Raw genomic sequence first — 19,857 nt, 5'->3', positions numbered from 1 at the left:
AGATATTTCAAAGATGGATTCGATAATTCGTATGGCATGTTTGTACAACAAATTATAAGAGCTTTAAAAGATTACAGATGATTGATCATTTAGTTACATTTCAATTTTACAACAATCCGCTTTTTGCTAAAAAAGATAGGCAAACTCTAAGGGAAAGAGGATTCAAAAGTTATATTATGAATGAACGGGCCATTCTGACTGATTTCATGATATCTGAAACTACTGAGGGTGTATACTTGAAGGTTTTCGATGAGGATTTCGATAGCATTAAAGAGATTTTACAGGAAGAAAAGATAAACGAAAAAGGAAAACTAATTCCGGATGGGGGTGACGTTCTTTGGGAATATTGTGAAATTGTTAATCAGTATACGATGAGTAGGTATAAGAATGGCTCAAAGCTGTTCAGGATTTTATGTGTTGGAATTCTGACCGTATTGGCATTTTCTGCTTTATCGTGTGATCCGAAATTTGAGGTAGTACAACCAAGACAGAGGATTGAAAGATTGGTTTTAATCAGATTAAAAAAAGATCTTTCTGAGGAAAAAAAAGAGGAATTTTTACGAAAAATTACGGAATTAGGCAGTTCTTTAAAAAACGGAAAACTCTATTTAAAAATAGAATATGGTTTTCAGAATAGTAAAGAAGGCCTGAATGCAGGATATGATGTAGGAATAAGGATTTCTTTCCGTTCTTATGAGGATCGGGATTATTTTGACGGAAAGTTATATGAATCGGAGAGCTCCATATTGACATATAGAGATTTCAAAGATTCACTGACACCTTATATGGATCCAGACAATGAGCTTTTCTGTTTTGATTTTTTAAGTAATGAAAAAGGAAAAGGAGATGTTCCAGGAAAAGAATACAGATTGGACCACTGGGTTTTGTTCAAATTCCGAAAGGATTTAACAGAGGCTGAAAAGCAGATGGTAATTGACCGTTTTATGGAACTTAAAAATTCACTTAAAAACGGCAAACCTTATATTCAGTTTATTGAATATGGTTATGAGAATAATAAGTCTGCAGCAAATCTTAATTTTGAAATAGCGTTCCATCTTAGCTTTTTATCACTGGAAGACCGTAATTATTATGTTGGAAAGCCTTTTCAAAATAATCCTAAACATTTTGATCCTATGCATGATAAGTTCAAAAGTTTTGTAGGTTCATACTTGGACCCGATTGGCGGTGTTCTTGTTTTTGATTATGATGTTATAAAATAGCAGTGCATTTTCAGAACTCCATCTACTTATTGAAAATAGTCGTCTCTTAATCATATATAACCTTCGAACATCATTTTTATTCAAAACTGTAGATTGTAGAGAGAATCTTTTCTCTGCTTGAATATGAATGAAGCAGAAGATTAAAAATTTATTTAATGAAAATTTCCGTTATTATCCCTGTCTGTAATGCAGAAGTACTTATTACAAATGCTGTTGAATCTGCTTTACAATTTGGAGAAGTTTACGAAGTTATCCTTATTGAAGATGGGTCTTATGACCAATCATTAAGTGTCTGTCAAGATCTAGTGCATAAGCATGAAAGAGTGAAGCTTTTTCAACATTCTGATTTGCAAAACCATGGAGTTTCTGCAAGCAGAAATCTTGGAATTGAAAAATCAAAAGGAGATTATCTTGCATTTCTTAATGCTCACGATCACTATCTTCCCAACCGATTTGATGCCGAAAAGGAAATGTTTGAAAATAGCAGAGTAGAGGGGATTTATGGTGCTCTGGGGGTTCATTATCACTCAAAAAAAGCAAAAGATAAATATTTTCATCTTTATAGGAATTATTTGACAACGGTTTGTGAAAAATGTCCTCCTGAGGTAGTTTTTGCCGGTCAACTGACTTTAGGAAATCTTTTTGGAAAACTGCATATCGATACATTGACTCTGCGAAAAGAATCTTTCATGAAAAAAATGAAAGATTTTTTTAAACCTATACCGTTTTATACAGATATTGATTTTCTACTGCGGACGTCTTTCTATCTTAATCTATATTCTGGTATTATCAATAATCCCATAGCGATGAGAGGTATTTATGTGCCAGATAGGATCAGTCTTATTATCCCGGATAAGGTAAATCCTGCTACGAAAAAGGTCATTTTATGGAAAGAACTTCATGAGTGGGCTAAGATGGAGGATTCTATTCCAGAAGAAATTAAAATACATATTCGAAGAATGTACCAAAGCTTTAGCATTGGAGACGCTTCTTTTTTAAGAAAATGGAAAATGATATTCAAATATATAATTACAGATTACACCATTATTCGTGCTGATATCTATAACAACAATTTCAGGGATTCTTTATTTTTATTCAATTAACTTTTTACATTGATTATTAACTAGGTTATTTATACCAATCAAATAATATTTTTTGTATATTTCCTTTTATCAATCCGATCTTCTGAGGTCGGATTATTTTTTTAGATATATTCTAGAATAAACTATAAATCATCTATTATAGAACATTACTTATTTTATTGCTTGTTCGAGAGTTAATAAAAATGAATTGAAAAGTTTCTGCATTATATAATGTATTGTAAGTCGTTTAGAATGAGTCTATTGTTTGTTGTATATGATTTGTATATACTGATTTCTAGAATGTATACTAATTGTAATGTGATATTTTATGCATATCTGTTTTAAAATATAATCTTTGTCCCCTTGTATTATCAATATGCGATCGTTCGTATCAATTCATTTCTTAACCTTAAGAAATATAGAAATATTAATTTTTTTATTAACCAATAATAGATTACAAATGAAAAAAAATTTGCTTGCTATTATTTGCTTTGTTTCCGGTTTTGTTTATTCCCAGCAAAATGGAAGTGTGGGAATAAGTAAGGGTTCTTCATTCCGCCCGGACATAAAAGCAATAGTAGATGTCGATTCTAAAGATGCAGGTGCATTATTTCCACGATTAACCACTTTGGAAAGAGATGCAATAGCTGTTTCTGTACAAGAGGATGGTCTCCTTATTTATAACACGGATGAAAAGTGTTTTGATTACTACCAAGCTTTGTCCGGTACATGGAAACAGATGTGTGGAAATGTGGACTCTTCAGTTCCTAAACCACATCTGAAGCTTCTTCAACAAAGTAAAAATTCTAAAAAGAAAAAATAATGAAAAAAATATTTTATTTTATTCTATTGCAGCTAAGTTGTATTGCCTTTGCGCAAGTCGGAATCGGTACAACGAGTCCTAATGCCAAATCCATGCTTGATGTTGTTTCCAATACAAAAGGGGTTCTGTTACCAAGGATGTCACAGGTCCAGCGAGATGCTATATTACCAGGAACTATTGACGCCAACCGGGATGGGCTATTGATTTATAATACCGATACAGGATGTTATAACTATTGGAATATTACACAGAAAAAATGGGTGTCATTATGCCAGACTTCATGTGATCCCTCAACATTTGCTGATTTTACCATGAATTGCAGTCAGTTTCCAGCTGCTGATACTAATACTTATGCAACAGGTAGTTCTGTTTCCGGAAATACCATAACGGTAAGCGTTGATGTCACGCATATTGGGCCTTATGCTATCAATATTATTTCGGATAATGGAATTTCATATTCAGCAGTTGGTACATTTACAACTACCGGGGTGCAAAATGTAACCATCGCTAATGCTAATGGATCTCCTTCTTCATCAACAATAAACTTTACAGTCAAAAGCAATGGTATATCAGTATGTACCTATACTAAAAACTCTTCAGGGAGTGTCGCTGCTTATAATTATAATTGTACCATGGCAACGGTTACTCCGACTATGATCCAAGGGGTATCGGGAACAGGTATTGTAAAAGTTCCGGTAATTATAACAGGAACAAAAGATATTCCAGCTATTAATCAAACCATTAATGGAGTTTCCTATACGTTTGCAGGTATTTCCGGGGCAACATCAGCAATAACTTCTATTGATATTGCTTATAGTGGGACACCTAGCACAGCCAATACAAGTTTATCAATGACCAATTCTGATGGATCATTATGTAATATTGATATTTCTCATCCGGCTGTCAATGCTGCCATTTTTACATGCTCCAGCGTTTCTGTTACAGGCACATATACAGTGGCAACTGAACTCACAAGCTCTAATAAAGTTTATGTAACAGTAAACGTTTCACAACCAGGTAAACTCAGATTGTTATCAACGGATAAAAACGGGATACTGTTTGATAGTGGAGAACTCACTGTGACTACAGGAGCTCAGACGGTTATTCTGAAAGCTGCAATCGCTAAAACGGGTAAGTTCCCTATGACTGCTGAGGAGGTTTCTATGGGAGCGAATGGAAGTAATAATCAATCTTCTACTTACAGCATTAACAATACTATTAACGGTGGCTCACATGTAGGTTGCTCATTTAGTATTGATGTAAAACCTAAAGTTTGGCAAACCATGTATAACGGAGAAGCTAATTCACGTCAATATGGTGCGGATAACGGTATGATAAGACTGGAGATGCAGGATAATTCAAATTTCCAGCTAGGTGTTCCGGGGTATTATAAAGTATGGGTGAAAAATCTTACAGGATCTACAATGTCAACTTCGGTGTATATAAAATCGAGTGATGATCCGCTGCAGGAAAAGAAATGGAATGGCTCTATCAATTCTAATGAAGCATTAGGTTCTATAGACTGTTATTTGCAGGCCAATACGAGTAAACCTATCACAACGGGAGAAATCGGAGCTCATGCCGGTCCGAATGTTCTTCTTCCTGAGTTAAGTGAAACAGGAGCCACATTTACTTTATACAACACATCAGGTAGTAAATGGTTTAATGGGTTAGGCAATAAGAAATTTAAGTACCGTCTAATTTTTAACTCAAGGGATCATGCCCTTAAAGGAACTAATATGGCTGTAGTATTATATGGAATTTATGATACCTCTGTTTCAGTATCCAATTACAATCCGGGTGAACTACCAATGACACCAGGGGGGGCTGGTGGAAACCCTCTTACAGGGTATTGGCCGTAAATATCTAATTGATACCTGCTATAATAAATATTTTAATGACAAAGGGAGTAATAAAATTATTACTCCCTTTACTATAATAATGTTTTTCATTTCAATTTAATGGCTATACTCTTTTATTTTTTAGGGATATTACATTTCATTATTCCTTAATCCGCTACATAACTGGATTTATGTACTATTCCTGAATCAAACTCATTTTATGAAGCCTAATTGAAAGCTATTGGAATTAATAATTTCTTGTATGTTATTGAATATAAAATATGATTGCGGTCTACGCTATTTCTCCTAGGTTTTTAATGAAATCACATAAATCATCATTTTTATTCAGACCAATCTTTTGCTTTAATCTATATTTGGTTACCCTTACGGTTTTAGGATCTACTTTTAAAATATTCGATATCTGAAAATTATTCAGATTAAGATAAATATAGGCTGCGTATTTCAGATCCAGATGGGTAAGTTTGTTTTTAGAAATTTTTTGAATTCGATTAAAAAAGTTAGGATGAACTTCCTCTGTCATATGTTTAAGCTCATTGAAATCATGATCGACCAGTTGGTCTTCTTTTAATATTTTTTTAAGATTGATTTCATTATTCTCTATGCTGTTCTTTAGCTCGTTGAGTACCACATTTTTGGAATTAAGATGAAGTGATGTTGCAATAGCTTGTTTTTGAAGCTTTTGGCGTTGCAGGGTTAGTATCTGCTGCTGTGCTTTAAGGTCATTCTTTTCTGTAGTGAGGAGATGGGTTTGATGTCTGTTTATCTTTTGCTTGTACTGCAAGATAAACATCAAAATAATACTTCCTATTCCTGCTGATAAAGTCATTATCAGAAAGACAAATTTTTGTTTTATATATTTCTTATTTTTTGCTTTCAGTTCTTTAATAAGCTGATTTTTCTGGTCTATATGATAAAAAATTTCCAATGATTTGTTGTCATTTTCTAAATCAATCAAAAGCGGACTTTTTGATTCGACAGCATACTCAACAGCTTTTATGGAATTCTCTTTGATTTCCTTTAAATTGTTATCTTCATCACTATTGGTAATGATCAAATATCTGGTCTTAAGATTGTAAAACATACTGATCAGAAAATTTTCATTTTTTAAACCTTTGAGAATTGTAAATCCTCTATAATAGCTTTTTAAAAACAGATCAAATTCTTTGCGGCTGAGATAATATTTTGCATATCCATATTGTACATACGCCAGGTCTACCGGTCTGTTTGTTTTTTCGGAAATATCATTTGCTCTTTTTAGTAAGTCAGCTCTTTTTTGTGATTGAAGTAACGCATTATAATGTAAGGATAATCCGATATAACCAACAACTTTTTTGGAGTCATCAAAGGAATGAATAAAGTTTTCATCTATTATACGTTCTGCTTTATCAAAATTATTATACTTCAGATAGCACAACACGGACTGCATATTCTGATTGGAATCACTTTGAGCAGGGGCGAAGAAAGAGGTACATAATAAGATAAATAAAAGAAATGTTTTCATCATTGATAGTGCTAAATCCTTTAAGGAAAGAGTAAATTTTTTATTCTAGTTTATTTAGAAAAGGTATTGTTTGAGATACTGAGTTTCGGAATCAATTGCTTGAACTCTGCTTTCTCAGGAATTACCATGGGTATAGAATTTGTGATGGTTGTATGTTTTTATCTGAAGAGTTTCATACCAATTGTTTAAGAGCAGATATGCTTGGGCTGATCAGACAAAATTAAAAAGATGTTTTTTATTATCTGGCAGATCTGGAGTAATATTATTGCTACTTCGTTGTCGTTTTAAAATTAAATTTCAATAGAAGTTTTTCGAAAATAAGTTCAAAAAAAGCCGGTTAATAATAACCGGCCTTATTCTGTATTATATCAGCTGTAATACTTATTGTGAAGATGCACCAACTCTGCGATGGAATGGACGTTGAGTTTTTTAAATATTCTAAGCTTGTGGGTACTAACCGTAGACATATGTATGTTCAGAATGTTAGATATTTCCAGAATACCGTTTCCCTCCACCAGCCGATGGTAAATTTCGGCTTCTCTTTCTGATAGCATATCCAAAGGTCTTGTCATTTTGTTGGAAGGGTTAAAGTCGTTATTGATAACTTCATGCAGTAATGCTTGCGGATAATAATATCCTGAAGTAAAAATAGAGTTTACCGCTTCAATAATCTTGGTGTCTTCACAGGATTTGTTAAGGTAGCCGTTAGCGCCTGCTGATAGATAGGATATCGCTTGGCTTTCTTTATGACTTGTGAAAATAAGAATACTAATGTCATTTTGTAGTTTTCTTATATCCTTTATCATATGTTCAAAAGTGCTGCCCGGCATTTCGAGGTCAAGAATCAGCATGTCATAGTTCTTTTCATTTAATTTCTCAAGAACTTCATGAAAACTTTCTGCATGATCAATACAAAAATCGGGATGAGCGCCTTCAAGAATTATAGCAGTACCCATTCTTACAACGTAATGATCGTCCGCTATCATGATGTTTTTTTTCATAATTGTCAACATTTTAATTTTAGGTTTTTAATTTCTACTTTTTGTCCTTTTGGGTATATTATGGTTAAAGTTATTTAAGTCTTAATTTTGTTGAATAGAAGGATAAGCTTCAGTCCTTAATCGAATCCTTTTTCTGTAGCTGAGCATCCTCAACCCAAATTCAGTGGAGGTTGTTTGGATGATATTCCGTTTCTATCACTGCTGATTATATAAACAAATGGATTATCATAATCCATATCAATTACGATATTACCCTCAATGGTTTTTTACAGTATTTTTAATGATATTATGTACAATTGCTCCCCAACAGTGATTATTAGTTTATATATATAGGATTGAACGTAATACAGGTATCTTTGACATTGTATTGTAAAAGTCTGTTATCTGTTATATAATTTTGCTACTCAAGGGCAGGCTGAGGGTTGGATTAAAAAAATTAAATAATAAAAAAATATAAGTCTATATTCCATACTTAACATATTTGGTTTTCATTTATATCTATAGAGAGTGATTATTAGCACATGTAAATAAAATTCGTATTATTTTGAATTTATTTTTTTTGATTTCTAATTTATGAATAATTTAAAAAAATAAATATTTTGTATTTAATTTTCTTAATATTATATTAAAATATAATATTTTAGTGTTTTTTTTGTAGATAATATAATTCTTACGTATGTGAGTATTTTATTTGTTATAAAATTTTTAACTAAAATTTTTAACAAAATGAATAGATTTTACGAATAAATGGATTGGTTTGTTTGACAATTTGTAATTGCGGTGAAGGATAGCGTTAATTAGCACCGTACATTTTAGGGTGAATAGTAGATATTTTCTCATCTTGTCTTTATTTAAAACAAATTTAGGTCATAGAATTATCTTCCGTTGTAGTTTTGTATTTCATTTAATATAGTATTATGTTTCATTTTATATAGATCTACATCTACACCTTCGATGAATATGCTGTATTTTTTTAATAATTAAAGGCGAATATCGAAGGTGAAATTCATTCGGTTGTAGTTATAATTTTGTGTTTGTATAGTGATAAAACTATAGTATTTCCTGTTGTAAAAGTTTTTAAAAAATGTAAATTTAGATCATGAAAAAGAATAACTAATAACCTTCGTATAAATTAATCTGAGAGGCAAAACGACTGCTGAACATTGGATTTAATTTCGTAATGGTTTATTGTTTAAAATTTACAATGATAAAATTATGACTATTAAAAACATTATATCAAAAGAAGATGGGAAGACTATAGTGTTTTACAAACATAGGGCCTCATGGATTGCGTATGAACAAAGTGCATACTATTTATGGCAGACAGGTGAGTATATTCCTGAAGTAAGGCATATGAAATACCTCAGAAAACATGTTGTCAGTATTAATTTCCCAAATACACTTCTACCAGAGATTGTCAATAATCTTTCAACTTTTGGATTAATAGCGGTTGAGAAAGACCGCGTTCAAATAGTGTTAAGAAAAAAAATGAATAAGCGTCATTTTATACATTGGAAGGAAAGTATTTATTACAGAAATTTTAAAGAAAATGTTCTTTCTTTTTCGTTGGAAACAAAGACCTCTGTAGAAGCTTATCAATTTTTACGGAAGGTACAGCAGAACCTTAATAATCATTTGTAGAATTTTAGATCAATCACTTTCAACTATATTATTTTATGTTTTACCATTTCCTGTAAAAACGGGAAATGGTTTTTTTAGCTTAACAGTGATTTACCATAGTATGATACTTGTGTAATTAAAAAACTATATATGATTCGTGATAATGCTACGTGTTGTGGTCCGTATAATTATTATTTTGTTCTTATGTTTGTATAACAGATTTTTAATTCATTTTTAGCAAAGTGATGAGAAAAATGATGAAGTTCCCTCACAGGGTTTTAAACCTAAAGCCCTGTATTTTTTCAATTACTAAAAACTTTATTTTCATAATTCATTTGATGAAGGAATCCAGATTACAGTTTATATATAAACATCTGAGTTCCTTTTTTTTGATTTTTAATCAAATACTTAGCCGTAAATTTCTATATGTAAAATAATAGTACACAAACGTTTTATTTTTCTTTTCAGATATGCATCTGAACTTTTAATAGTGTTTATTCTGATTAAAGTACATTTAACTCATACTCAAAAGATGGTATCTGTGATTTATGAGTCAGTTTTTATATTGCGTATAACTATATCATAAAATTCCATTATTCCCACAAAAATTTATTAATAATTCACTTTGGGCTACTTACTTGATGTAGTTATCATATAATCACTACGTAAAATTCCATCTAATACTATATTTTGTTTATGCCTAATGGCGGAGATTTTGTTTCTAATTTTGGAATGAACATTTTTCACGTCAATTTTTTGCTAAACAATTAGAGATAAGGATTGCTTAACAGAAGCCTGTATTTTAACCTTAGATTCTCAGGATTGCAATTGCAGATGATCCGTTTATGTGATGTGGAATTCCCAGGTTTATCAGTAAGAAAGAATCAGGAATATAAAGTCTAGTTCTTTAGGTAAGCTTATGCAATTTTCTGCATTAAACTTTTTCATAAAAACTTAATAATCAAAACCGTGGGCCATCTGTTGAACAGATTTAATACAATTTATCTGTAAGATTGTGGCTACAGGAGGAGAATGATAACTACAACTGGAATTTAGCAATTCATGGAATAATATTATTAAAGAACCATTTTATAATAAATAGATATGAAACATTTACAATTAGTAGTTATAGGCATAATTATGTTTTCTTGTCATAGGCTGAAACAGCAGGTATATTTATAGTAATGTACATTCCGACGGGATCTACAGGAAAGAAGTTAATGTTCAGCTTAAGGCCTATCTCGCAGAAGGCATAATGTTTATGGACATCCGAAAATAAATCAATTAATTTTTATTATATGAAAAAACAATCCGTTATTATATTTTTGATGCTCTCAGTAGCAATGACCGCTCAAAAAGTCAATTTTGCAGTGGAAGCAGGTTTTGGATTATCCAATGTACATACTAATGAAACAAGCGGTATTTCAAATGCTTCGGGATTTAATGCAGGTATTTCGACCCGTATACAACTTAATAAGAAATTATGGTTTCAATCAGGTTTATTTTATTCACCTAAAGGAGCCCAAAAGACCATATCAACAGAAAATTCAACCATTAATACCAGACGGGTAATCAATTATTTTGAATTACCAGCTAATATTGTTTATTACTTTGATGGTGAAAAGGCAGGAGGACTGTTCGTATCGACAGGTATGTATGTAGCTCTCGCAGCTGGAGGTCATACCCTTAAGACGGTAACTGGTACAGATAAGAAAATTGAAAAATACAGAAAAGATATTGCATTTGGTCAAAATGTTAATCAGGTTCAACGTTTTGATTACGGACTCAGTGTTGGCTTGGGTTATCAGTCTCCTTTAGGAATTTATATCAAGGGAGAGTATCAAATAGGATTACATAATGTTGTTAATACAAAGTATCTTTACAACAGAAGTGTCCAGTTAATGATTGGGTATGTTATAAAACATCGAGTAACCCTTTAATTGTTATATATCCGTTATGTTTACTATTATAATCACTTTGGCACACATTCTTTCTATAGTATGTTATTTTTTTGGGATATTTTATGTGGGACAACTGTTTCTATGCTATAAACATACTGATAAATTTCTCAGGGTGAAAAAGAAAATTTTAAGAAGGCAATACCTCTTTACCATTGAAAGGATATGGAATTTAATTGTTGTTCCTAGTGGATTAATGATGCTTACAACGGGGCTGATTATGTTTTTTTTGAACAAACAACTTATTAAGATGCAGTGGTTTGATTTAAAACTGATATTCCTCACTATGCTGAGCATTTATCATTATTGGTTTTTAGATAAAATCCGCTATTTAAAAGCATTACAAGGCTATGATTTTAAAATACCCTATATAAAATTACAGCAGATCAATGAAGTGGGTATTTTACTATTGTTATTACTGGGATGCAGTGTGGTTTTAAAGTATACGATAATGCTTCATTATGGGCTTATCATTACAGTAATTATTATTCTGATGTTTTTATTGGCTGCAGTTGTAAAATTGCTAAAAAATGAAAAGTAATATCTATTTTATTTGGTACATATTACCAATGATTTATAGAACCGGATACTATGAAGATACCTATTCTGATTCTTGTCTTTCTATATTAGATTATAAGTTTAAAAAAGGTAGAATGTGGTATTAATTTATTTTGAAGATGAATATTAAAAACGAATTCATAAACTTTATAGAGTTACTCCAGGTACAAATATGTGATGTTCTGGAAACGATAGATGGAAAAGCGGTTTTCAGGCAGGATGTATGGCAGCATCCTGAAGGCGGAGGTGGGCGTACACATGTTATAGAAGGAGGTAATGTATTTGAGAAGGGAGGTGTAAGCACTTCAATTGTTCATGGTAAGATTCCTGCCATGCTGCTTGATAAGAAAGATATACCAGGTAGCCATTTTATGGCCTGTGGGATTTCTGTTATAATTCATCCGGTTAACCCATTTGTTCCTACCGTACATGCTAATTTCCGATATTTTGAACTTTATGATAAAAAAGGAGCTTTAAAAGACCGTTGGTTTGGGGGAGGTGCTGATTTAACCCCTTACTATCTTGAAGAGTGTGATGGTAGTCATTTCCATCGCACATTTAAGAAGGCTTGTGATCCTTTCGGTATAGAGCTCTATTCTTTGTTTAAAAGAAAATGTGATGAATATTTTGTCAATAAACATCGTAATAATGAACCAAGGGGTATCGGAGGAATATTTTACGAGTATATGCGTCCAGATTCTGAAAAAAATATTGAAGATATTCTTGCTTTCTCCCAATCTAATGGTAATGCTTTTTTAAATGCTTATATCCCCCTGGTCATAAGGAACAAGGATGTTCCCTATACTCAGGCACACCGGAGTTGGCAAGCGTATCGGCGTGGACGTTATGTAGAATTTAATCTTATCCATGATCGGGGAACATTATTCGGGATTCAGACCAATGGACGCACGGAATCAGTTCTGATCAGTCTTCCTCCCTTTGCAGAATGGAAATATGATTTTCATCCAGTTCCTGGAAGTCCTGAAGCTCAGATGGAAGAATGGCTTAAACCCAGAGATTGGATTGATACCGGATCTTAATGAATAACTCAGCAAAATTTTAACACAAATATATTATTATGAAAAATTTGATTGTTATTTCAAGTATTGTTTTTTTTTCCATGACAGCCTGTAAAAAAGCTGAATCTCATCCTTTAGCCCAGAAGGAAATATACGCTATTGATTCTATAAATATTACAGATACAATAAAAATTACTGATTCTCTTTCTCTGATCTATTCTTCAAATGAGCTTTACTTGCCATTCATACAGAATCCTGATTTACTCAACAGTATTTATTTCAGGTCTGAAGACTCATATCATTTTTCGAAATCGGAACTGAAAATTTCTGTAGAAAAAGATATGTTAAAGCATTATGATGAGTTAAACAAGCTTTATAAGTTAAAAAGGCTTAATGGCTTGTGGGTATACAAGAATCAAATGCAGATGAAATTTTTGCAATACCAGTATATGCATATTCAATATACTGACATCCATAATGAAGGTGATAAAATTAAACAATGTATCTATAAGGATAAAATGTTTGATCTTAAGAATAATAAAGAAATGGCTCTCGGTGATATCACCAATATATCCACAAATCAGCTTTTGGCACTTTTGAAGAAAAATATGTACAAAGTCTTTTTTAATATGGCGGGTGATGTAAGAATTAATGAATTTGATGAAAAAATATTCAAGATGAATGGATTACGTGAAATTCCGAATACGAATAACTTTTACTTTGATACCAAAGGCTTGTATTTTCATTACAATCCTTATGAAATCCTTTCTTCTTCCTCTGTTGATTTTGTGATTCCCATTTCCTGGGAACAATTAGAGGGAACCTTAAACTCTGAGTTTAAACAAAGAATGAATATTCCTAAAAGTAACTGATACAAATAGAATTCAATTATAATTATACCGGCTGTTTATCGTCCGGTTTCTTTTTTTTTATATTTTTAAATTTCAAGTCTTTTATTTTTTTACTCTTTCATCCACATCATAAATTTCTTAGTTTTATACTCAATAGTAACATGCTCTATACAATTTTGCTGATTTTTTTCTATTCTCAAGAGTGTAATTTTTATTTTTTTTCCATTAATAAGCTGGCAGAACTGTTCGAATGAAATTATTTTTTTCTTGTTAACAACGACAGGGATGTCATATTTACTGCACATATAAGGGGCGAAATCTTCTTTGGTTTTTGACTCCGCAGCTACTTGCTGCAGTAATATTCTGAACTTCTCGTTAGAAATTTCAGGCACATTAATTCGGTTGGTTACTGTATCTTTTTTAGCGGTGGATTTTGGAGAGACAGGAATATATTTTAATGCGTCTACCAACGGATCTTTCTCCGGATTTCCAACCGGTAATGAAAAAGAAGAATGAGGCTTTTCAAATTCATAGGAACTGATATCAATTTTAGGCTTTTCCTGTTTAAGCATAGGCGCAACATAAATAGTTTTTGTTGCAGAGTGCTGCACATCACCGTTAACGACAAGGGTGATTTTCTTGGGGCCTTCTGAATTAAATTGATAGGAAGTTATCTGGTCTACGGCATCAATCTGATTCGATTCTCCAAAATTCCATTCCCACGAAACACCATCTTTTTTTATAGCGTTAAAAGTAACTGTTTTCCCTGCCGTAACAACATTCGGAGCGATAATCAAAGGTAGATTCTCACTATGCTCATCAGTGTTGTGTATGGTTACCAGCTTTTGATGAACACAATTTTTATTAATGGTCAAAGTAATAATATAATCGCCTGGCTTTTGATATGAGTGAAGCGTACGTTGTCTTTTGTCCACTTGTGTACTGTCACCAAAATCCCATTCCCAGCTTTTTGCCCCTGGTGTACTATCATGAAATTCCACTACTTTATGGGTGGTAAACTCCTTTGCATACACTATGAATCTGGCATTTTCACAATCTATATGCCGGCTGTACTGATAAATTAATAAAATAGTACCTAAAGATAAAAGTAATATGATGGTCCAAAAAACTTTAGGATCCAGACTGGAAGAAAAATAAGATTTCATTGTTTTTGTGTTTATTACAATGATATAAAATGGTTAGTTATTGCAACTTGTTTTATATCAATATTTTATGTTGTAATTTTATCGATTTTATTCTATGCCATTTCATGATTTGAATCATGAAAATGAGAAAATTCATCCTATACATTTGTGCATCTTTAGTACAAAAAAATTATACAATAAATTTTTGATTTTGATGATTTCCTGTCTTGCATCATTATACAGTATCAGATAGTCTGTACTTGTTTTTAATACCCTATATAAAAAAGATGAAATTGTATTTAGACCAACATTGGGTTGCAGTAATAACTCTTCTTTCGCTATTGGGACTTATTTCCTGTAGCAGCAGAAGGTATATCGAAGAACTTCCGTATCTGCATTCTTCGGAGCAATATACTGAAGAATTAAATTGGGTCAAGAGTCGTGCTGATTCTGCTTTTAATACGGAGAATGAGCACAGTGAAAAACTAAATGATGAAGAAATGGATATCATGGAAAGGTATTCTATTATAATGGGGGTAATGCCTAAAAAAGTTACCAATTATAAACTATATTCTTTTATTGATCAGTGGATGGGAAGGTCCGCCAACAAGCAAACGTTTGATCAGAAAAACGGGGTAAATTGTGCTCAGTTTACTTCTTTACTTTTTAACGAAGTATATCAGGAAACACTTTCTCCAATCCCTGAAAAAGTTTTTCGTTCAAAAGATATTGAATTATTTACCGGCAGGAGTTTTCTGCAGGAGGGGGATATTTTATTTTTCCGATATGATAAATTACATCCTATTTCTGATGAAGGTATATATCTGCAAAATAACAGAATAGTTGCCTGTACAGCCGGTGGATTAAATATCTATGATTTTAATGACAAGTATTTTCAGCTGAGATATATAGCTGCAGGAAGATTAAAACCTAAAAGCTGAAAGAATGAAACATTTTGAAAATATTGCCAAGCAGATCAACTCTTTACCTTATGATATCAGAGCAGAGGTGATTATTAATAATTTATTGGAAAATAATGATTTACAATCCGACAATTTCATTGTAGAAAAGGATGGACAGTTTTCAAGGGCATATCGTTATGATGTTCTGGATGCGGAGTCGGGCAATTATAGCTTTGGAAGTGAAGCCTTTTTAAAGCTCGTTTTGTCCCGTGACAGCATATATGATATGCTGCCTGAAAATATAGTGCATGATATCAGTAATCATACCGCAGAAAATAATGTGGATATCATGATACAGGAATACAGGATTAAAAAACAGGATCAAAAGAATTCAAGGCTTTTTTTCCAACCATTTGAAAATGAAATTTTCAGTTATGGAATCCGTATTGAAAATTTTGAACAGGACCTTTTTTGCCAACTGCATAGTTCAAATTCTCCTGAATTATTTTATGAACTGTGGGGTATCAGAAAAGATGTACCCCCCGAGATGGCTTCCCGGTTAATCAGAATCTTACCATTTGCTTATAAAATTGTAGGCAATACTGCTGTAACCTGTCGGGTGTTTTCTTTACTTATGGAAGAAGAGGTAAGGATAAGCCGAAAAAGCTGGAAAAAATACTATGATGATATGCAGAATAGCTGTCTGGGTAGTTGTAAGCTAGGGCTAGACATGGTGTCAGGTAATAATTACGATCACTATACGGATCATATCAATCTGTCAATAGGACCTCTAAAAAACGGGCTTTTTTCAGATTACCTGAATGAGGGAAAAAGAAAGTGGTTTTTGGATTTGCTTTGTTCCTATTTCTTTTCGGCTGAAACGGAAATAGAGATTACAATTCTGCTTTCAAAGCAAGAAGAAGATTTCGATTTGAATGTGACAAAAGATACTGTTTTAGGATATAATACAAGGATATAATGCAACTGAAGAAGTATTTTATGAATTTGCTGGAACCCGAAATTTTGGTTTTCATTCTTGTTCTGCTTTCTGTTTGTATTATCCTTACTGCAATTTTCAGACGCAGAATACCGGATTTTAAAAGCATATACGGCTCCAAATTCAATTCATATCTTTTGGGGGTAATGATTGTCAGCTCATTGATTGGTTTTGTTGGATATAATCAACTTTTCGCGGATCATATACAGCTTGAGTTTATTTTTTATCAGTTAAGTTCGTTAGCTGTGGGAAGCTTACATTGTTATATATACAGAACTTTTTTTAGAAAATTCGGGGATGAGGTAAAGGGACTGGAATACTTTTTTGTACTGTTAATGATTGGTTACAGTATTATTCCTTTTGCTTTAATCTATACTTTCTTCAATGGAATTCAGTTTGTTTTTCTCATGTCGGGACAGTATGTTTTATTTTTTCTTCCCACAGTATTGAACGAAACTTTTAACAGGGCAATGGCTATTCCTCCTCAGATTTATAGGACCTGGCATTTTCCTGAAAATTATAAGAACCTTCCAGGAGTTACAGATGAAGAAATGAAAGACCTAGTGGTTTTTACCTTACTTATTGATAAGGACCGGAATGCAAAAAATTACAGTGCCTATAAAGCCAAAGGCCCTACTAGGATTGACTTCGGCCGGCTTTTTTACAGTTTTATATTAGACTATAATGAAAAGAACTCGGAAAGCGAGATAAAAGTAGAAGGAGAAAATGGTTTTTATGATTGGGTGTTTTTTTTACGGCCCAAATGGTATGAATCTACCAAATATGTGGACGCGGACCTGCCTCTTTATATGAATGGTATTGAAGAAAACAGTGTGGTAATCTGTGCACGGGCGCAGCATATGATTGTCGAAGAAAATTTGAATGATAATGATAATATACCTGACTTTGAATATAAAGAAAGGGAATATGACGAATTAAAATAACAAATAAAATGATAGAAAAGTTAAAATATTTTCCTGTGCATTGGATAGATGGCATGAAGATTAATAAAGGACATTTTACAGATATTCAAAATTTTATAAGTGACTCTGTACGCGATTCAATCGGAGTTCATACATCACCAGTGGATTATGGTCTTCTACCTGTTAATGACGCTGTAAAAGTCAGCACGTCCGTAGATCAGCATAAATTGCTAAAAGTTGTTCTGGAAGAATGTCAGGCTATTACACCGAACGGATCCCGAATTGATATCAGTACCCATGATACTGGATTTTCTGAATACGCACTTTTATCCCCTGATTCAAACTATGTGATCAAGGATGAAGAAGATATTAACCTGATGGTATGTATTTCGGTAAACCATTTCAACAGAGTTCCTTTTGGAGAGCTTGATCCTGATGAAAATCCTCCGAGATATCCTTATACAAAGCCAAAATATTCCTTGGAACTTATTGCGGAAAGCGAATTGAGAAACACATTGGGATTTAGATCAGGGTACCTTATGGTTGCAAGAATAATTATAAGTGCAGGAGAATGTACTATAGATGAAGATTATATACCCCCTTGTGTAAGTGTATCAAGCCATACAAAGTTAAAAAAACTCTACGTTGAAATTGACCGCTTTTACTGTCAGGTTGAACTCTTTGCATCTCAGATCAAACAAAAAATCCGTGCTAAAAAACAAAATAATCTGTTATCGTTACTGGTGGATGATATAGCAGAGAAAGTAGTCTGTTACCTCGGATCGGAAATAAATCGTTACCGGTGGTCTGCTCCGTATTCTCCTCCGGTTTATATGCTTTCATCAGTCATTACTTTAGGAAGGATACTTAAGAATTGCCTAGAAACCTATACGGGTTGTGGAAAAGAAGAATTATTGAATTACCTTACAGAATGGTGTAACATAAGCCAGGGGGATTTTGAATCAATTTTTTCCGAAGTACTGAATGCTGAGTATAATCATAATCAGATAGGTTCGGTTGTTCTAAAAATAGAGCGGTTTATTAAAACAGCAGAAGAGATATTTTCCATTCTTAACCAATTGGATTATATCGGTAAAAAAAGAGATGGCAGTATTTTTATTTCTGAAAATCAGAATGACCGCGATGCAATTATTCATTCCAAGCGAAGTCACTCATTTTTAGCAGATTAATTCATTCCAAGCGAAGTCACTCTTTTAGCAGATTAATAATTTTATGACCTTATATTATGGAAATCCTTAATAAAAAAGAACGATTACGTGCATTTCTGTTTTTTATTTTCTTCTTTTTAACTGCTGTATTTACGTTAGTTACAGGCCTCTTTTTTAATACCTACTTCCCATTTAAGGAGAACTCATTGTTAAAAGCTGAAAATAATACACTTAGAAAGGAAATGGAAATTCAGGATCATTTTTCTTTTCAATTGGAAAAAGTGAAGTCGGCTGTAGATTCTATAGGAGCTCCGGGGAAGAACGATTTCTTTAATGAAAACTTAGCATTATCGGTTCTTGCAGATATGTATCAGAAGATACCGAAAGATAGTATTAAAAATGAGGTGATGTACAATAACATTATCATTGGTTATAAAGACTTGGTCGATCGTAAGAAAGAGATAAGACGATTATCCTCGACCGGGAAGGCTGCGGATAGTTTACAGGCAATCAATAAAATCCTAAGACAGGAATATGATAAGGTAAAAACTGATCTGGATGTTTGCCGACAATTATATAAATCTCAGTAATGAACCGCTTCAAAACCTGTTTTACCATATTATGTATTGCTTTTGGAGAGATTTTTTTGCACGCGCAAATAATAGCAGACTCTAACTCGAAAGCAGCTCAGTTCGATTGTAAAATAACCCAGAATAAGGAAAAACTGCAAAATAAAAATTTCATCAGTACACCAGATCTGCGGCTGAGAGCGAACAATGAGGAACTTGTTTATGCAGTGATGCAGTTTGGAAAAAGGAGCCATAGTATTTTTATGTATATCAGGATTATCGATAAAAATGTATGTATTAAAAAAGATCAGATCCTGGAGATACAATATACCAACGGGGAAACAGTCAGTTATAAAAATGACTATTCAGTAAACTGTGATGGCATCTTCGTGAGAAAATTTGATAAAAAAGAAGTAAGAAAAATCAGCGAAAATGAAATGACTGTTATCAAAATATATACCTACCAAAAAAACTACGAGTTTTTGGTCAATGGTACACTAAACTATGATATAAGCAATCAGATTCATTGTCTGACTGCTTACAAGATGAAATCAATGTAGGCTATAAATTATCATAATGATAAATGGAAATGATTATGAAGCTATCATTACATAATGAATATTTTAGCTCTTAAAAAAACTTACGAGTAGTAAAAAA

General features: G+C 32.6%; 18 protein-coding genes. 15 read left to right on the top strand and 3 right to left on the bottom strand.

Going from position 1 to position 19,857, the window contains the following annotated elements; genetic code table 11:
• The first annotated feature begins 77 nt into the window (after window positions 1-77).
• The 4 genes from FN817_RS13955 to FN817_RS13940 all read left to right on the top strand — a co-directional run bounded on the left by FN817_RS13955 (window position 78) and on the right by FN817_RS13940 (window position 4,987).
• Window positions 78-1,220, top strand: coding sequence for a Dabb family protein (locus tag FN817_RS13955; protein WP_142718486.1), 1,143 nt, complete (start codon window positions 78-80; stop codon window positions 1,218-1,220).
• Window positions 1,221-1,375: 155 nt separating this feature from the next.
• A complete protein-coding gene (locus tag FN817_RS13950) occupies window positions 1,376-2,323 on the top strand; it encodes a glycosyltransferase family 2 protein (RefSeq protein WP_142718485.1) in 948 nt (315 codons plus the stop codon).
• A 439-nt stretch (window positions 2,324-2,762) separates the two neighbouring features.
• Window positions 2,763-3,125 (top strand): hypothetical protein, encoded by a 363-nt coding sequence (locus tag FN817_RS13945; RefSeq protein ID WP_142718484.1) that lies wholly within the window; start codon window positions 2,763-2,765, stop codon window positions 3,123-3,125.
• Window positions 3,125-4,987: a hypothetical protein gene (locus FN817_RS13940; protein WP_142718483.1), complete on the top strand. Its 1,863-nt coding sequence runs from the start codon at window positions 3,125-3,127 to the stop codon at window positions 4,985-4,987. Before FN817_RS13945 ends, FN817_RS13940 begins: the two co-directional genes overlap by 1 nt.
• A gap of 271 nt (window positions 4,988-5,258) precedes the next feature.
• Here FN817_RS13940 and FN817_RS13935 read toward each other — a convergent pair whose 3' ends face one another.
• Together FN817_RS13935 and FN817_RS13930 are read right to left on the bottom strand one after the other, a co-directional pair.
• The gene (locus FN817_RS13935) at window positions 5,259-6,491 is read right to left on the bottom strand and encodes a helix-turn-helix transcriptional regulator (protein WP_142718482.1); all 1,233 of its coding nucleotides are present in this window, start codon (window positions 6,489-6,491) and stop codon (window positions 5,259-5,261) included.
• Window positions 6,492-6,856: 365 nt separating this feature from the next.
• Window positions 6,857-7,474: a response regulator gene (locus FN817_RS13930; RefSeq protein ID WP_228451561.1), complete on the bottom strand. Its 618-nt coding sequence runs from the start codon at window positions 7,472-7,474 to the stop codon at window positions 6,857-6,859.
• A 1,230-nt stretch (window positions 7,475-8,704) separates the two neighbouring features.
• Here FN817_RS13930 and FN817_RS13925 point away from each other — a divergent pair.
• The 5 genes from FN817_RS13925 to FN817_RS13905 all read left to right on the top strand — a co-directional run bounded on the left by FN817_RS13925 (window position 8,705) and on the right by FN817_RS13905 (window position 13,516).
• A complete protein-coding gene (locus FN817_RS13925; protein ID WP_142718481.1) occupies window positions 8,705-9,130 on the top strand; it encodes a hypothetical protein in 426 nt (141 codons plus the stop codon).
• 1,277 nt (window positions 9,131-10,407) lie between these two features.
• On the top strand, window positions 10,408-11,049 hold the full coding sequence (locus tag FN817_RS13920; protein WP_142718480.1) for a porin family protein: 642 nt from the start codon (window positions 10,408-10,410) through the stop codon (window positions 11,047-11,049).
• Between the two features lie 16 nt (window positions 11,050-11,065).
• A complete protein-coding gene (locus tag FN817_RS13915; protein ID WP_142718479.1) occupies window positions 11,066-11,608 on the top strand; it encodes a CopD family protein in 543 nt (180 codons plus the stop codon).
• Window positions 11,609-11,744: 136 nt separating this feature from the next.
• Complete coding sequence (gene hemF / locus FN817_RS13910; RefSeq protein ID WP_142718478.1) at window positions 11,745-12,665, top strand: oxygen-dependent coproporphyrinogen oxidase; 921 nt, start codon at window positions 11,745-11,747, stop codon at window positions 12,663-12,665.
• 38 nt (window positions 12,666-12,703) lie between these two features.
• On the top strand, window positions 12,704-13,516 hold the full coding sequence (locus tag FN817_RS13905) for an RsiV family protein (protein ID WP_142718477.1): 813 nt from the start codon (window positions 12,704-12,706) through the stop codon (window positions 13,514-13,516).
• Window positions 13,517-13,605: 89 nt separating this feature from the next.
• Here the strand turns inward: FN817_RS13905 and FN817_RS13900 are convergent, their stop codons facing one another.
• Complete coding sequence (locus FN817_RS13900; protein ID WP_142718476.1) at window positions 13,606-14,661, bottom strand: PKD domain-containing protein; 1,056 nt, start codon at window positions 14,659-14,661, stop codon at window positions 13,606-13,608.
• Between the two features lie 266 nt (window positions 14,662-14,927).
• Here FN817_RS13900 and FN817_RS13895 point away from each other — a divergent pair, with 266 nt between their 5' ends.
• Genes FN817_RS13895 through FN817_RS13870 form a run of 6 tightly spaced genes read left to right on the top strand, consistent with a single transcriptional unit; the run spans window position 14,928 to window position 19,760 of the window.
• Window positions 14,928-15,581 carry an NlpC/P60 family protein gene (locus FN817_RS13895; protein WP_142718475.1) on the top strand — a complete coding sequence of 218 codons (654 nt, stop codon included), beginning with the start codon at window positions 14,928-14,930 and terminating at the stop codon, window positions 15,579-15,581.
• A gap of 4 nt (window positions 15,582-15,585) precedes the next feature.
• The gene (locus FN817_RS13890) at window positions 15,586-16,521 is read left to right on the top strand and encodes a type VI secretion system baseplate subunit TssG (protein ID WP_142718474.1); all 936 of its coding nucleotides are present in this window, start codon (window positions 15,586-15,588) and stop codon (window positions 16,519-16,521) included.
• A gap of 20 nt (window positions 16,522-16,541) precedes the next feature.
• Window positions 16,542-17,483, top strand: a complete 942-nt coding sequence (locus FN817_RS13885) for a TssN family type VI secretion system protein (protein ID WP_228451560.1) — start codon at window positions 16,542-16,544, stop codon at window positions 17,481-17,483.
• Between the two features lie 8 nt (window positions 17,484-17,491).
• Window positions 17,492-18,652, top strand: coding sequence for a type VI secretion system baseplate subunit TssK (gene tssK / locus FN817_RS13880; RefSeq protein WP_142718472.1), 1,161 nt, complete (start codon window positions 17,492-17,494; stop codon window positions 18,650-18,652).
• A gap of 56 nt (window positions 18,653-18,708) precedes the next feature.
• Window positions 18,709-19,221 (top strand): type VI secretion system TssO, encoded by a 513-nt coding sequence (tssO, locus tag FN817_RS13875; RefSeq protein ID WP_142718471.1) that lies wholly within the window; start codon window positions 18,709-18,711, stop codon window positions 19,219-19,221.
• A complete protein-coding gene (locus FN817_RS13870) occupies window positions 19,221-19,760 on the top strand; it encodes a hypothetical protein (RefSeq protein WP_142718470.1) in 540 nt (179 codons plus the stop codon). The genes tssO and FN817_RS13870 overlap by 1 nt, the downstream gene beginning before the upstream one ends.
• Window positions 19,761-19,857: the final 97 nt, after the last annotated feature.

The organism is Chryseobacterium rhizoplanae (assembly GCF_900182655.1).
Lineage (GTDB): Bacteria > Bacteroidota > Bacteroidia > Flavobacteriales > Weeksellaceae > Chryseobacterium > Chryseobacterium rhizoplanae.
Note: the sequence above shows the minus strand (reverse complement) of the source record. Positions and strands in the feature narration are given on the sequence as shown.